Here is a 14,020-nt window from a genome sequence, read left to right on the forward strand (position 1 = left end):
TGTCCGCCTCCCTCAAACCGCCGTGACGCGCGTGGTCTCGACCACGTTGCGCATATAGCCGGGCGGGTTCCACAGCGCCTCGAGCGGCTGGCTCTGGCCGATGCGGTTCACAGCGCGCACGCGCAGGTCCAGGTTGCCGCGGCGCGGCGGGCGCAGCGCCGCCGTCCATTCGCGGAACGAGTAGCGGCCCAGGTCCTGGCCGAGTTTTGCCGATTGCCACGACCGTCCGCCATCCGCGGAGAAGGCGACTTCGGCGATACCGTAGCCGCCATCGAACGCAATACCGCGTACCACCGTCTCGCGGCCAGCCGGCACCTTGGCGCCGTCTTGCAGGCTGGTGATGAACGAGCGCACCGTGAAGCGGCCGATCGGCGTGGTCGCCGACGGCGCAGTGCCGGGCGCCACGCAAGCGCACGGGTTCGCCGGGATGCGATAGGCCGATGCCATCCAGAAGCCATCAAACACCTTGTCCACGACCTGGATGTCCGACAGATGCTTGACCCAGTACGTGCCGTAGTGCCCCGGCACCACGAGCCGCAGCGGATAGCCATTGAGCATCGGCAGATCCGCGCCGTTCATCGCCCAGGCCAGCATCACCTCGCCGTCGAGCGCGTGATCGATATTCAGCGCCTTGACGAAGTCCGGTCCGGTTTCGAGCGGCGGCTTGTCGAGGCCGTTGAAGGTAACCTGCACCGCACCCGGCTGCACGCCGGCCTTTTCCAGCACCTTCTTGAGCGGCACGCCGGTCCAGCGCGCATTGCCCATCGCACCGTTGCCAAGCTGGCCACCGCCCACGCGCGGGTCGAAGAAGCCACGGCTGTTGCCCGAGCACTGGTTCACGGCCACGATCTCGACCGGATCGGCCAGGGTCTTCAGGTCAGCCAGCGACAGCTCCAGCGGCGCCTTCACGTGGCCGCCAATGCGCAGCCGATAGGCTTGCGGATCGATCGAAGTCGGGATGCCGCTCCAGTGATAGCGCACGAAGAACGCGTCATTGGGCGTGAGGACGCCCTCGTTGAACACGCTGAACGGCGTCTCGAGCTGCGGCGGGCGGCTGGTCAGGAGGATCAGCGGGCGCTTCTGCGGGAAGGCAACCAGTTCGCGCTCGCCGTTGGCAAAGGGCATCGTGACCTTGCCCGGCATGCCGGCAGCCAGCGCATCGAACGCCGTGGCGCCCAGCGCGGCCTGGGCCATCAGGGCACCGGCCCCTTGCAGGAAACGGCGCCGCTCGCGTGTGGGGCGGCGGTGGGAATCGTCGCGGGCAGTCATGGTCTTCTCCCTATTTGTTCTGAATATAGTGTCCACGGTGAGGACTTTGGGGAATTGTCGCCAGCGGGCATGGGCGGCGTATAACGCGTTATTTTGGTAAGGGTTATCGGTGGAATCGAATGTGCCGGTACTGACTTAGGTCGGGAAGTGACGGCTACAATGCGCCCTACCCTCGCGCAACCACCGCACCCATGCCAAACCCGACCCGGGCCTACCTGCTCGGCCCGCTGCTGAAGGGAGTTTCCCGCTCGTTCTACCTGACGCTGCGCATCCTGCCGGCGGGTATGCGCGACCCCGTCGGCCTGGCTTACCTGCTCGCGCGTGCGGCCGACACGATTGCGGACACCGCGCTGATTCCGGCCGCGGAGCGCCTTGATCTGCTGCTTGCGCTTCGCGAATGTGTCAATGGCCGCAGCGACCCGGTGCCGTTCGCCGACCGGTTGTCCCGCGAAGTCGCCAACCATCAGACGGAATCCAAGGAGAAAGCGCTGCTGGAGTCGATCCGGCCCGCGTTCGACGTGCTGGCGCAGCTCGATGACGCCGACCGGGCCGCCGTGCGCGGCATCGTCACCACGCTGACCGAGGGCATGGAATTCGACCTGCGCACGTTCCCGGACGAGCGCTCCGGCGAACTTGGCGCGTTGCAGCAACTGGCCGAGCTTGATCGCTACACGTACCTCGTCGCCGGCTGCGTCGGAGAGTTCTGGACAGCAATGACTTACGCCCACCTGCCCGGCGTACTCAGGGAAGAGCCAGCCATCATGCAGCGTCGGGGCATCCGCTTCGGCAAGGCCCTGCAGATGGTCAACGTGCTGCGCGACTGCGGCAGCGACCTGCGTATCGGGCGCTGCTATCTGCCGAAGGAACTCCTCCACCGCTACGGATGCGAGCCGCGCGACCTGCTGGAGCCGGCAAATTCGCGCCGCATGCGGCCGGTGCTGTTCGAGCTCGTGCGCCTGGCGCTCGACCACTTCCGCGAAGCCATGGCCTACACGCTCGCGATTCCGCGTACTGCCGTGCGGCTGCGGCTCGCCTGCCTGTGGCCGATCCTGATCGGGCTCGAGACCCTGTTGCTGCTTGTGGAGAACGAGGCGTGGCTCGACCCGGACAAGGTCTCGAAGACCGACCGCAGGAAGGTCTACCGCATCCTCGGCGGCAGCACGCTGCTGGTCATGTCGGACAGCTTGTTGCGTCGCTGGATGGAAGGCGAGATCGCGCGCATCGAGGCAGTGTTGTCGCGATAAGGACGACAAGGCACGTATCGCCCGCGCGGCATTACCGCCGCGCCGGGCCGACGCGCGCCGGCCAGCTCCCGTCGGCAATCTGCGCGCTGACGATCTCCCCAAGCAACTCATGCACCGCCGACGCCGCCACCGACAGCGGCATGGTGGCCGAGCGGCACAGGAACACCGGTCGCGACATGGCGGGTTCGGCAATGCGCGCGGCCGACAGCAGCCCCTTGCGCAGTTCCGCGCAGACCGATGCATACGAGAGCACCGTGCAGCCGACGCCGGCCGCGGCCAGCGCGATCAGCTCGGGGATGGCATTCACCTCCGCCAGTACGCTCAGTCCGATCTCATGGGCACGCAAATGGCTGTCGATCAGCGCACGCAGGCCATGCTCGCCGGCGGGCAGGATCATCGGATAGCGGCTCAGATCGCCCAGGCGAACGGATTTTGCAGGCAGGGCATCGCGTCGCTTCGCGCCACCAAACCTGCCGGGCGCGGCCACGAGCACAAGATCTTCGTCGACCAGATGATCGAACAGGAGCCCGGGGTCGGCGTTCGCCTGGAAGGTCATGCCGACATCGATATGGCCGGTCAGCAGATGGTTCGGGATGTACCCGGTGCTCAGTTCGATCACCTGCAGCCGCACCCTGGGCCAGCGTCGGATGGTTTCCCGTACCAGCGGCACGGTCAGGATCTTGGCCATGGACTGCGGCAGGCCGATCGCGACGCGCCCCTCCGGATCCGTGACAAGATCGCGCACGTCTTCACAGGCAAGGTCGAGCCGCTTCAGGATGTCCCTGGCATGCTGCTCGAAACGCTGGCCCGCCGCCGTGACCGACACGCCCTTGTGGCTGCGCGTGAACAGGGCCACGCCGAGCGTCTCTTCGAGCTGCCGGATCTGCAGGCTCACGGCAGGCTGGGCGATATGCAGCGTTTGCGCCGCGCGCGAGATTGACCCCGCCGCTGCCACGGCGAGGAAGCTGCGCAACCCGCGCACGTCCACTGGTATTCCCATTGCTGTCTCCCTGGCCCCCGCCGGCTATAACGGATCATGATACCCGGCATCCTGAAGATGTCTTGGACATATAGCCAAGCGGCCTTGATAGTGACACCTGCCCCGCGCAACGCACGCGGACTCCGGCACAGACCATCACTGGAGACGATATGGGAATCGGTCGCCGCAACTTTCTTGCAGGCGCAGGCGCCGCGCTGTTCGCGCGGCCACTGCTGGCAAACCAATGGCCCACGCGGCCGCTCAGGCTGGTGGTGCCGTTTGCCGCCGGCGGCCCCGGCGACTTCGTCGCGCGGCAGATTGCCGTGCCGTTGTCGCAGAAGCTCGGCCAGACCGTCGTCGTGGAGAACAAGCCCGGCGCTGGCGGCAACCTCGGCACGCAGAGCGTGCTCGATGCCAGCCCCGATGGCTACACCATCCTGCTGAACACGGTCGGCATGCACGCCGTCAACCCGCTGATGTTCCCGGACCTGCGCTTCCAGCCGCAGCGCGACCTGCTGGCGCTGGGCGTGGTCGCGACTGTGCCGAACGTGCTGGTGGTGCACCCGACCAAGCTCGGTGTGAGCAGCCTGGCCGACCTGGTCCGGCTGGGCAGGCAGAAGCCCGACAACCTCAGCTACGCGACCTATGGCGCGGGCAGCTCGCCGCATATCTATGGCGCGCTGCTGCTCAAGGCCGCGAAGTTCTCCGCAGTCACCATCCCGTACAAGGGCAGCGCGCCCGCCAGCAGCGACGTGATGGCCGGCAATGTCGACTTCCTGTTCGACAGCATGACCACCTGCATTGGCCAGGTTCAGGGCGGCAAGCTCAAGGCACTGGCCATCACCTCGGCCGCGCGCTCGCCGCTGCTGCCCGATGTGCCGACGCTGGCCGAAGCGGGATATCCGGCGGTAAGCCTCAAGTTCTGGCTCGCGCTGCAGGTCTCGGCACGCACGCCGCCCGCGATTGTCGGATTGCTGCGCGATGCGGTGGCCGAATCCGCGCGCAATGCGGCGTACGGCAGTGCGCTGGTCGCACGCGGGGCCGAGCCGTTCCATCTTGCGCCCGGCGAAGTGCAGGACTTCGTCAACCGCGACGCGGCGCGCTGGACGGCCCTGGCGCGGTCGATCGACATCAAGCCTGAATAGGACGCGTGGATCCGGCCCTGGTACATGGGCCAGGGGCCGCATATGGATTTCAATCGGGATAGACACATGATTGCATTGCAGGGAATTCGGGTCCTCGACCTGAGCAAGGTGCTGGCCGGCCCGCTGTGCGGCCAGTACCTGGGCGAGCTTGGCGCCGAAGTCATCAAGGTCGAGCCCGTCGGGCATGGCGACGATACGCGCGCGTGGCTGCCGCAGGACCGCGGCCAGTCCGCCACCTTCCTGGCGGTCAACCACAACAAGCGCAGCCTCGCTGTCGACCTGAAGACGGCGCAGGGCCGAGAGATCGTTCAGACGCTGGCGGCCAAGGCCGACATCGTGCTGCAAGGATTCGGAAGCGGCGCCGCCGCAAGGCTTGGCGTCGACTACGAAACCCTGTCGGCGCTGAATCCGGCACTGATCTACTGCGAGATATCCGGCTACGGACGGACCGGCCCGCTCGGACAGGAGCCCGGCTACGACGTCATGCTGCAGGCATTCAGCGGCATGATCAGCACGATGGGAGAACCCGGCGGCAGCCTTGCCCGCGCGAGTTTCTCCCCGGTCGACCTTGGCACCGGCATGCATGCGTTCAGCGGCATCCTGGCCGCGCTGATCGAGCGGCAGAAAACCGGCCGCGGCATGCAGCTGGAGGTCTCGCTGCTGGACACCGCGATGGGTTTCATGGGCTACCTCGCGCAGAACTACTGGTGCAGCGGCAAGCCGCCGCGCCCGATGGGGACCGCGCATCCGGCCATGGCACCGTACCAGGTATTCGAGGCCGCGGACGGCCCGGTCATGATCGGCATCGGCAATGATGCGCAATGGCGGCGCTTCTGCCCCGTTGCCGGGCTACAAGCCTACGTCGACGATCCGCGCTTCGCGACCAATGCCGACCGCGTCGCGCACTTCGACGAGACCGTCGCGCTGGTCCGCGCGCGCATTGCGACCGAACCCGTTGCGTTCTGGCTGGAAGCGCTGCGCAACGCGGGCGTTGCCTGCGCCCCGATTCATACGCTCGACCAGGCCCTGGCCCATCCGCAGCTTGCGGCACGCGGGCTGGTCGTCGAGTCGGAGCACCCGGTGCTGGGAACGGTCCGCAACATGGGCCTGCCCGTGCGCTTCCGGGGCGAGGACCGCGCCGCGCACCGGGCTCCGCCACTGCTCGGCGAGCATACCGAGGAGGTACTGCGCCAGGCCGGCTACGACGCCGACACCATCGCCGCGCTCAAGGCGAGCGGCGTCGTGGCAACTGCCGGCAGCGCTGAATCCAACACACCGCCGACGCGCCAGCGCGCCGCGGCATGACACCTGGAGCCGACATGTCCGCCGTTACCTATGAAGTCCGCGACCGCGTCGCCGAGATCCTGCTGGACAGCCCGCCGGTCAATGCCCTGAACGAAGGCATGATCGACGCGCTGCTGGACGCCTTGCGCCGCGCGGCGCAAGACGATTCCGTACGTGCCGTCATTCTCGGCAGCGCCGTGCCGCGGCGCTTCTGCGCGGGGCTTCAGCTCGATGCGCTGCACGGTGCGACGCCGTCGCGCGCGTACCAGCTTGTCGACAAGCTCTACAACGGGCTGCACGAAGCACAGTTCAACCTCGGCAAGCCGTCCATTGCCGCGGTGAGCGGGACTGCGCGCGGCGGCGGCATGACGCTGGCGATTCACTGCGACATGATCGTGGCCGCCGATTCCGCGACCTTCGGCTATCCGGAGATCGATGTCGGCGTTACGCCGGCCATCCATTTCACGCACCTGCCGCGCATCATCGGCCGCCATCGCGCGTTCGACCTGCTGTTCACGGGCCGCTCGTTCGGCGCGGCCGAAGCCATGTCGCTCGGACTGGTCAGCCGCGTCGTTCCGGAGCAAGACGTCATGCGCGAAGCGCGTGCGCTGGCGCAGACGCTATGCGAGAAGTCCCCGGTCGTGATGCGGATGGGACGCACGGCATTCCTGCGCGCCAATGATGGCGACTACCGGCGCGGGATCGCCACGGCCGTGGAATCGTTTGGCAATGTCTTTGCGACGGAAGACGCCAGGGAGGGGATCGCCGCCTTCGTGGAAAAGCGCAAGCCGTACTGGCAAGGCTGACGACAGAACGGTACGGGGGGCGCGGCAAACCATGCACAGCCGGCCATTTGGTGCCACGTAACCAGAAAGAAAAAGGGCCATGCCACATCCATCAGACGCCAGTTCCGTTGTGTCCGAAGAGACATTCCGCGATGAGGTCCACGCATTCCTCGCGGAGGCGGTGCCAGCCGACATCCGTGCGGCAACGCAGGCCAACTGTCTTGTCACCCGGGAACAGGCCGCACGCTGGCACCGCATCCTTCATGCTCGCGGCTGGGCTGCCCCGGGTTGGCCACGCGAGCACGGCGGCCCGGGGTGGTCGCTGGTGCAGCAGGCCATCTTCCGCGAGGAACTCGCCGCCAGCGACGCGCCGCATATCGAGAATCTCGGCATCGATACCATCGGTCCCACCCTGATCCGGCACGGCACGCCGGAGCAGTGCCGGAAGTTCCTCCCCGGCATGCTGTCTTTCGACGACTTCTGGGCACAGGGATACTCCGAGCCGGACGCCGGATCGGACCTCGCGGCACTGCGCACCACGGCGCGGCTGGACGATTGCATGTGGTGCGTCAATGGCACAAAGATCTGGCAAAGCCTCGGGCATTGGGCCAACTGGGCCCTCGTTCTGGTTCGCACGGATCCGCGCGCGACACGCAAGCAGGATGGGATCTCGGTACTGCTCGTCGACCTGCGCTCACCCGGGGTAACCGTACGGCCGATCCGCTATATCAACGGCTCGCACTTCCACGTCCAGATCTTCTTTGACGATGTGCGGGTGCCAGCCGAGAACCTGGTTGGCCCGGTCGACAACGGGTGGGCGATCGCCAAGGGACTGCTGGTCATCGAACGCCTGTTCGTGGCACGCATGGCCGAATGCAAGGCAGAACTCGCCAGTGCCGCAAGACTGGTCAGGGCACGCCAGATCGATCACTCTCCCGAGCTGCGCGTTGAACATGCACTGCTTGCGCGCCGCCACGCTGAGCTGGACATCCGCACGCGCACCCTGGAAGCCGCCTGGTGGCCTGCCGTGCGGATGGCTGCAGAGGGTGGCAGCCCCGACCTGGAAGCTTCACTGCTGAAGCTTGAGGGCATCCAGCTGCTGCAGGACCTTCACTTGTTCCAGACCGATGCGCATGGCACCGAGTCGCTGCGGTTCCATCCCGAAGCGCTCGACGGGCAGCCAGGCAGTTTGTCCGGCACCGCGGAGCATGCGGCAAATCTGGCCTTGCATATGTGGCGCTATCGGGGCAGTTCCCTGGCGGGCGGTTCCTCGGAGATTCAGAAGCAGATCATCGCCAAGGCAATCTTCGCCGGGCAGACCGAGATCGATCGTCCACGCAACGACCATCTGAGCGAACAGCAGGCCATGATGGTCGACACGGTCCGGCGCTGGCTGGGCAAGCATTACACCTTCGACCGCCGCCAGCGGATCGTCGGTGCGCAAGGCGGCTTCGACCAGGAGGCATGGACGGGGCTCTGCGAACTCGGCCTCGTCAACCTGGCCATCCCGGAAAGTGCCGGCGGCCTCGGTCAATCGATGGAAGACCTGCTGCCACTTGTCGAAACGCTGGGCGAAGCGCTGGTGCTGGAGCCCCTGCCGTGGAATGCAGTTTTGGTGGTGCAGGCACTGCTTGCCACGCCCGCCGGCCCAGCGCGCGACACGCTGCTGGAGGCAGTCGCAAGTGGCGATGCCTTGTGCGCGCTAGCCTGTGGCGATGATTCCGGTTCCGGCCGGAGCTGGCGTCCGAAAGTCACCGCACAGCAGGCGCGCGATAGCTGGCGGCTTGGCGGCATCTATCCGCTGGTCATGGGTGGCGCCCAGGCCCATCGCTTCATCGTGGCCGCGCTGCGCGAAGATGGCAGCGCGGCTCTGTTCGATGTACCGGCCGATGTGGCTGGCGTCGCCACACAGGCATACCAGCTGCACGATGGACGCGGCGCCGCCAGCCTGCGGCTCGACGCGGTCACGCTGCCGCCCTCTGCCTTGCTCGCCGGCGGCGCAACGGTTGCCATCGCTCTTGAGAGTGCCCTGTCATTTGCCACGCTGGCGCTTTGCGCGGAAAGCATCGGCGCCATGCGGCAAGCGCTCGGCATCACGGTCGAATACCTGCGTACCCGCAAGCAGTTCGGCCGCACGCTGGCAGAACAGCAAGTCTTGCAGCATCGCGTGGTCGACCATTACCGCGCCTGGCATGGCGCGCGACACCTGGTGAGGCGAACCCTCGCCGGCTGGCAGACGGCATCACCCGCCGAACGCAAGTGCCGCGTCAGCGCCGCGAAGTACACGGTGGGCATGGCCGGCCGCGCGATCGCGCTCGACGTTCTGCAACTGCATGGCGCGATCGGCCTGCAGGACGAGACGCCGATCAGCCATTACAGCAAGCGGCTGATGGGCAACGATCTGTTGCTTGGCAACGCTGCCGCGCACCTGGGCCGCTTCGCGGCGGCCACGGAGGAAGCGCGCCCCTGACGCAGTCTGATCTTGCAGGTCCACGAAGCACACAAAGAGGAGGCAAGAGGTATGCAAGCGTTCTACCGGGCGAAACGTTCCGTCGTGATGGCAACCGCCCTTACCCTGATGGCACTGGCACTTCCCTCAATCACGCATGCACAGGTGGCCTGGCCCGCGCGGCCCATCACCATCGTCGTGCCAGGCGCAGCTGGCGGCACCATCGACATTCCGATCCGGCTGCTGGCACAGAAGCTGAGCGCGCGTGTCGGTCAGCCGGTCGTCGTAGACAATCGCCCGGGCAGCGGCGGCATCATCGGCACGCAGGCCGCCCTGCGGGCCCCGGCTGACGGCTATACCCTCCTGGCGGGCAATGTCGGCCCGCAGGCAATCAACTACAGCGCCTACAAGCGACTCACGTACCAACCGTCCGATCTGACGGCTGTCACGGACATCATTGCCTTTCCCAATGTGCTGGTGGTCAATGCCCGCTCGCCGGTCAGGAGCGTGGCGGACCTGGTTGCGCAACTGAAGCAGCAACCCGGCAAGCTGTCGTTTGGTTCAGCGGGCATCGGGCAGACCAGCCACCTGGTCGGTGAACTCTTCAAGCTTCGCACGGGGACCGATGCCATCCACGTGCCATACAAGGGGTCCACGCCTGCCACCACGGCATTGCTGGCCGAGGAGACTTCGTTCCAGTTTGACAACCTGACGCAGGCGCTGCCCTACATCCGCGCCGGCAAGCTGCGCGCGCTTGCCGTGACGGCCAGACAGCGCATGCCGAGCCTCCCCGAGGTTCCGACCATGGAGCAGGCGGGGTTCGACAATTTCCTGTCGACGGCCTGGATCGGCATCTTCGTCTCGGCGAAAACACCACAGGGTGTCGTCTCCGATCTGGAACGGCAGCTCGCGGCTGTCATGCGTGACCCCGACCTGCAGGAGCAGATCCGGCAGATGGGCGGCATTCCCGGCGGCCAGTCACCGGAAAAATTCGCCGCCTTCGTCGCCAGCGAGCGCGACCGCTGGGGAGAGGTCATTCGGGCCTCGCACATGACGCTGGATTGAAGTCGGCATACTCGAGCGGCCGGCACCGCGCGCGTCCGAGGCCCCCGGTATGACATGCGGCGCAAGAGAAACAAAAAGGGGTTGCGCGATTTACGCGCAACCCCTTTTTTTAATTGGTGCCGGCTGCAGGACTCGAACCCGCCACCTGATGATTACAAATCAACTGCTCTACCTGATGAGCTAAGCCGGCATATCTGATGCAGACCGCGATTCTACTGCATTGCGGTCCGCTTTGGTGCATTGCGAATGACTTACTTCACTACCTTCAGCGACGGCTTCTTGCCACCGATGCGCGGCACGGGCGGCGGGGTTTCGTCGTCGTCCGGAGTGCCTGGCTCGGCGCTGACGGTGGTTTCGGACTCCACCGGAGCCAGCTTGGGCGGCGGGTTGTTTTCGCGTTCGGTCGCGGCCTGGGTTTCCGGCACGCTGCGCTCGACCGGGAATGCCATGCCCTGCCCGTTTTCACGTGCGTAGATGGCGAGCACGTTTTCCACGGGCACGTCGATCTTGCGCGAGATGCCGCCAAAGCGCGCGCTGAACGTGATCCACTCGTTGCCCATATCCAGGCCGCTGGTGGCGTCAAAGCTCACGTTGAGCACGATCTCGTTGTTCTTGACGAATTCGCGCGGCACGCTGGTATTCGCGTCGACAAAGACGGCGATATACGGCGTGAAGCCGTTGTCCGTGCACCATTCGTAGATGGCGCGGATCAGGTAAGGCTTGGTGGAGGTTTCAGGCATGGTGCTTCTTCATGGCGCCGGCAACGCCCGATGCAAGCATCGGGCCCGCCAGGCTTAGCGGCGCATGACCTTTTCCGACGGGGTCAGCGCTTCGATATAGGCCGGACGGCTGAAAATACGCTCGGCGTACTTGAGCAGCGGCGCGGCATTCTTCGACAGCTCGATGCCGTAATGGTCCAGGCGCCACAGCAGCGGAGCGATGGCCACGTCGAGCATCGAGAACTCTTCGCCGAGCATGTACTTGTTCTTGACGAAGATCGGCGCGAGCTGGGTCAGGCGGTCGCGGATCGCGGCACGGGCACGCTCGTGATTCTTTTCCGCGGCCTTGCCCTTTTCGTTCTCGAGCACGTAGACGTGGGTGAACAGTTCCTTTTCGAAGTTGAACAGGAACAGGCGCGCGCGCGCACGCTGGACCGGATCGGCCGGCATCAGCTGCGGGTGCGGGAAGCGCTCGTCGATGTACTCGTTGATGATGTTCGACTCGTACAGGATGAGGTCCCGCTCGACCAGGATGGGCACCTGGCCATAGGGGTTCATGACCGAAATGTCTTCGGGCTTGTTGAACAGGTCAACGTCGCGGATCTCGAAGTCCATGCCTTTTTCGAACAGGACGAGGCGGCAACGTTGGGAAAACGGGCAAGTCGTACCCGAATACAACACCATCATGGTTGGATTCCTTGGGCTTAGCCGATGCTGGGTCGGACAGTAGGGTCAGACATTCTGCCAAAACCGGGCATCGAATTGCAAATAAGTTATAAATGCGGCACTTTTGGAGCACCATTTACGGCGGCTCCAATAGAAAAGGGGCCAGAGCGGTGCTGCGACTGCAACTTCCGCTCTGGCCCCTGCGCTCATGCCGGGCCGGCCTGAGACCTTACTTCACGTCCTTCCAGAAGGCGGCGTTCAGGCGCCAGGCGAAGACGGTGAACATGCCCAGGAACAGCAGCACCCAGACGCCCAGGCGCTTGCGGTGGTTCTGCGCGGGCTCGGCCATCCAGTCCAGGAAGCCGACCAGGTCCGCGGTGGCCTGGTCGTACTCGACCTTGCTCATCTTGCCCGGGCTCAGTTGCTCGAAACCGGCGAACTTGTGGACCTTCTCGCCATGCTCCTCCACTTCGGAGAACTTGGCGGCGCGCTGGCCCTGCAGCTCCCACAGTACGTGCGGCATGCCGACGCTCGGGAACACCAGGTTGTTCCAGCCGGTGGCGCGGCCGTCGTCGCGGTAGAAGGTGCGCAGGTAGGTGTAGAGCCAGTCGTCGCCGCGGGCGCGGGCGATGACCGACAGGTCCGGCGGTTGCGCGCCGAAGAAGGCCTTGGCTTCCTTCGGCTGCATGGCGATGGTCATGGTCTCGCCCACCTTGTCCGCCGTGAACAGCAGGTTGTCGCGGATCTGGTCATCGGTCAGGCCGATGTCCTTGAGCCGGTTGTAGCGCATCATCGATGCGCCGTGGCAGTTCAGGCAGTAGTTGACGAACAGCTTGGCGCCACGCTGCAGCGACGACAGGTCGGCGGTGTTCACCGGTGCCGGCTCCAGGGGATAGCCCCCTTCGCTGGCCATGACGGGCGCGGCGGCAAAGCAGGCGCCTGCCAGCGCAATGATGGAAAGCAGCTTTTTCATCGTGTGTCCTTGTCCTCTTGTCGGGTTCGCGCGTTCGCTCAGTGCGGATGGAACGTGACGCGCTCCGGCACCGGCTTGAACTCGCCGGCGCGGCTCCACAGCGGCATGGTCAGGAAGAAGGCGAAATACAGCAGCGTGCCGAGCTGCGACACCTTCTCGCCCACCGGCGACGGCGGTTGCACGCCGAGGTAGCCGAGGACCAGGAACACCACCACGAAGACGATCAGGATCGTCTTGTGGAAAGCGGGACGATAGCGGATGGACTTGACCGGCGAGCAGTCGAGCCACGGCATGAAGAACAGCACGATCACCGAGCCACCCATCACCAGCACGCCCCAGAACTTGGCGTCGATGAAGTAGAAGCCCACTGCCAGGATCACGGCGATGGCCACGGATGCGGCCTTGATGCCCGCGCTCTTGCTGCGCACGAACAGCATGCCCAGCACCAGTGCGAAGAACACCCACAGGATCGGCAGGAAGTTCGACGTGGTGGCGCGCAGCATCGAGTAGAACGGCGTGAAGTACCACACCGGCGCGATGTGCGGCGGGGTCTTGAGCGGGTCAGCCGGGAAGAAGTTGTTGGCTTCCAGGAAATAGCCGCCCACTTCCGGGAAGAAGAAGATCACGGCCGAGAAGATCACCAGGAAGCCGGCAACACCCAGCGTGTCGTGCACCGAGTAGTAGGGGTGGAACGGGATGCCATCGAGGGGCACGCCGTTCGCGTCCTTCTTGGCCTTGATCTCGACGCCGTCCGGGTTGTTGGAGCCCACTTCGTGCAGCGCGATGATGTGCGCGACCACCAGCGCCAGCAGCACCAGCGGCACGGCAATGACGTGGAACGAGAAGAAGCGGTTCAGCGTGGCATCGCTCACCACGTAGTCGCCGCGGATGAACAGCGACAAGTCCTGGCCGATCACGGGGATGGCCGAGAACAGGTTCACGATCACCTGGGCGCCCCAGTACGACATCTGGCCCCAAGGCAGCAGGTAGCCCATGAAGGCTTCGGCCATCAGGCACAGGAAGATCAGGCAGCCAAAGATCCAGACCAGCTCGCGCGGCTTGCGGTACGAGCCGTACAGCAGCCCGCGGAACATATGCAGGTACACCACCACGAAGAACGCCGAAGCGCCGGTGGAGTGCATGTAGCGGATCAGCCAGCCCCACGGCACTTCGCGCATGATGTATTCCACGCTGGCGAAGGCGACGGGAATGCCGGCGGCGTTGAGTGTACCGTCCGGCTTGTAGTTCATCACCAGGAAGATGCCGGTGACGATCTGGATCACCAGCACCAGCAGCGCCAGCGAGCCGAAGAAATACCAGAAGTTGAAGTTCTTCGGCGCGTAGTACTTGGAGAGATGGTCTTCCCACAGTTGCGTGGCGGGGAAGCGGGCGTCGATCCAGCCCAGCAGACCGGTTGTCTTGACTTGCTTATCGGCCGCCAT

At 65.4% G+C, this 14,020-nt stretch carries 12 protein-coding genes and 1 tRNA gene; 6 read left to right on the plus strand and 7 right to left on the minus strand.

All coding sequences use genetic code 11. The annotated features are described in order from the left end of the window. Positions 1-12: 12 nt before the first annotated feature. Positions 13-1,194 (minus strand): molybdopterin-dependent oxidoreductase, encoded by a 1,182-nt coding sequence (locus tag CupriaWKF_RS15520; RefSeq protein ID WP_276100831.1) that lies wholly within the window; start codon positions 1,192-1,194, stop codon positions 13-15. A 266-nt stretch (positions 1,195-1,460) separates the two neighbouring features. Here CupriaWKF_RS15520 and CupriaWKF_RS15525 point away from each other — a divergent pair, with 266 nt between their 5' ends. After that, a complete protein-coding gene (locus CupriaWKF_RS15525; protein ID WP_276098721.1) occupies positions 1,461-2,513 on the plus strand; it encodes a phytoene/squalene synthase family protein in 1,053 nt (350 codons plus the stop codon). A gap of 31 nt (positions 2,514-2,544) precedes the next feature. Here CupriaWKF_RS15525 and CupriaWKF_RS15530 read toward each other — a convergent pair whose 3' ends face one another. Further along, positions 2,545-3,513 (minus strand): LysR substrate-binding domain-containing protein, encoded by a 969-nt coding sequence (locus CupriaWKF_RS15530; RefSeq protein WP_276098722.1) that lies wholly within the window; start codon positions 3,511-3,513, stop codon positions 2,545-2,547. Between the two features lie 149 nt (positions 3,514-3,662). Between CupriaWKF_RS15530 and CupriaWKF_RS15535 the strand changes: the two genes are divergently transcribed. The 5 genes from CupriaWKF_RS15535 to CupriaWKF_RS15555 all read left to right on the plus strand — a co-directional run bounded on the left by CupriaWKF_RS15535 (position 3,663) and on the right by CupriaWKF_RS15555 (position 10,220). Next, positions 3,663-4,637: a tripartite tricarboxylate transporter substrate binding protein gene (locus CupriaWKF_RS15535; protein ID WP_276098723.1), complete on the plus strand. Its 975-nt coding sequence runs from the start codon at positions 3,663-3,665 to the stop codon at positions 4,635-4,637. Positions 4,638-4,703: 66 nt separating this feature from the next. Further along, positions 4,704-5,942 (plus strand): CaiB/BaiF CoA-transferase family protein, encoded by a 1,239-nt coding sequence (locus tag CupriaWKF_RS15540; protein ID WP_276098724.1) that lies wholly within the window; start codon positions 4,704-4,706, stop codon positions 5,940-5,942. A gap of 14 nt (positions 5,943-5,956) precedes the next feature. Next, positions 5,957-6,727: an enoyl-CoA hydratase/isomerase family protein gene (locus CupriaWKF_RS15545; RefSeq protein WP_276098725.1), complete on the plus strand. Its 771-nt coding sequence runs from the start codon at positions 5,957-5,959 to the stop codon at positions 6,725-6,727. A 79-nt stretch (positions 6,728-6,806) separates the two neighbouring features. Continuing rightward, on the plus strand, positions 6,807-9,176 hold the full coding sequence (locus CupriaWKF_RS15550; protein WP_276098726.1) for an acyl-CoA dehydrogenase family protein: 2,370 nt from the start codon (positions 6,807-6,809) through the stop codon (positions 9,174-9,176). A 51-nt stretch (positions 9,177-9,227) separates the two neighbouring features. Continuing rightward, positions 9,228-10,220: a tripartite tricarboxylate transporter substrate binding protein gene (locus CupriaWKF_RS15555; RefSeq protein WP_276098727.1), complete on the plus strand. Its 993-nt coding sequence runs from the start codon at positions 9,228-9,230 to the stop codon at positions 10,218-10,220. A 114-nt stretch (positions 10,221-10,334) separates the two neighbouring features. Here CupriaWKF_RS15555 and CupriaWKF_RS15560 read toward each other — a convergent pair. From CupriaWKF_RS15560 to CupriaWKF_RS15580, 5 genes are all read right to left on the minus strand, one after another. Continuing rightward, positions 10,335-10,410: transfer RNA gene (locus CupriaWKF_RS15560), tRNA-Thr, on the minus strand. A gap of 61 nt (positions 10,411-10,471) precedes the next feature. Further along, a complete protein-coding gene (locus tag CupriaWKF_RS15565) occupies positions 10,472-10,960 on the minus strand; it encodes a ClpXP protease specificity-enhancing factor (RefSeq protein ID WP_276098728.1) in 489 nt (162 codons plus the stop codon). 54 nt (positions 10,961-11,014) lie between these two features. Then, positions 11,015-11,626 carry a glutathione S-transferase N-terminal domain-containing protein gene (locus tag CupriaWKF_RS15570; RefSeq protein ID WP_008643086.1) on the minus strand — a complete coding sequence of 204 codons (612 nt, stop codon included), beginning with the start codon at positions 11,624-11,626 and terminating at the stop codon, positions 11,015-11,017. 208 nt (positions 11,627-11,834) lie between these two features. After that, positions 11,835-12,578 (minus strand): cytochrome c1, encoded by a 744-nt coding sequence (locus CupriaWKF_RS15575; protein WP_276098729.1) that lies wholly within the window; start codon positions 12,576-12,578, stop codon positions 11,835-11,837. A gap of 38 nt (positions 12,579-12,616) precedes the next feature. Next, entirely contained in the window at positions 12,617-14,020 is a 1,404-nt protein-coding gene (locus CupriaWKF_RS15580; protein WP_276098730.1) for a cytochrome bc complex cytochrome b subunit, read from the minus strand.

It is taken from the genome of Cupriavidus sp. WKF15 (genome assembly GCF_029278605.1).
Taxonomy (GTDB): Bacteria; Pseudomonadota; Gammaproteobacteria; order Burkholderiales; family Burkholderiaceae; genus Cupriavidus.

Bases quoted from the DNA above. Each gene is read 5' to 3' on its own strand.
- CupriaWKF_RS15520 (WP_276100831.1), bottom strand. From the start codon at position 1,194: ATGGCCCAGGCCGCGCTGGGCGCCACGGCGTTCGATGCGCTGGCTGCC.
- CupriaWKF_RS15525 (WP_276098721.1), top strand. From the start codon at position 1,461: ATGCCAAACCCGACCCGGGCCTACCTGCTCGGCCCGCTGCTGAAGGGA.
- CupriaWKF_RS15530 (WP_276098722.1), bottom strand. From the start codon at position 3,513: ATGGGAATACCAGTGGACGTGCGCGGGTTGCGCAGCTTCCTCGCCGTG.
- CupriaWKF_RS15535 (WP_276098723.1), top strand. From the start codon at position 3,663: ATGGGAATCGGTCGCCGCAACTTTCTTGCAGGCGCAGGCGCCGCGCTG.
- CupriaWKF_RS15540 (WP_276098724.1), top strand. From the start codon at position 4,704: ATGATTGCATTGCAGGGAATTCGGGTCCTCGACCTGAGCAAGGTGCTG.
- CupriaWKF_RS15545 (WP_276098725.1), top strand. From the start codon at position 5,957: ATGTCCGCCGTTACCTATGAAGTCCGCGACCGCGTCGCCGAGATCCTG.
- CupriaWKF_RS15550 (WP_276098726.1), top strand. From the start codon at position 6,807: ATGCCACATCCATCAGACGCCAGTTCCGTTGTGTCCGAAGAGACATTC.
- CupriaWKF_RS15555 (WP_276098727.1), top strand. From the start codon at position 9,228: ATGCAAGCGTTCTACCGGGCGAAACGTTCCGTCGTGATGGCAACCGCC.
- CupriaWKF_RS15565 (WP_276098728.1), bottom strand. From the start codon at position 10,960: ATGCCTGAAACCTCCACCAAGCCTTACCTGATCCGCGCCATCTACGAA.
- CupriaWKF_RS15570 (WP_008643086.1), bottom strand. From the start codon at position 11,626: ATGATGGTGTTGTATTCGGGTACGACTTGCCCGTTTTCCCAACGTTGC.
- CupriaWKF_RS15575 (WP_276098729.1), bottom strand. From the start codon at position 12,578: ATGAAAAAGCTGCTTTCCATCATTGCGCTGGCAGGCGCCTGCTTTGCC.
- CupriaWKF_RS15580 (WP_276098730.1), bottom strand. From the start codon at position 14,020: ATGGCGGCCGATAAGCAAGTCAAGACAACCGGTCTGCTGGGCTGGATC.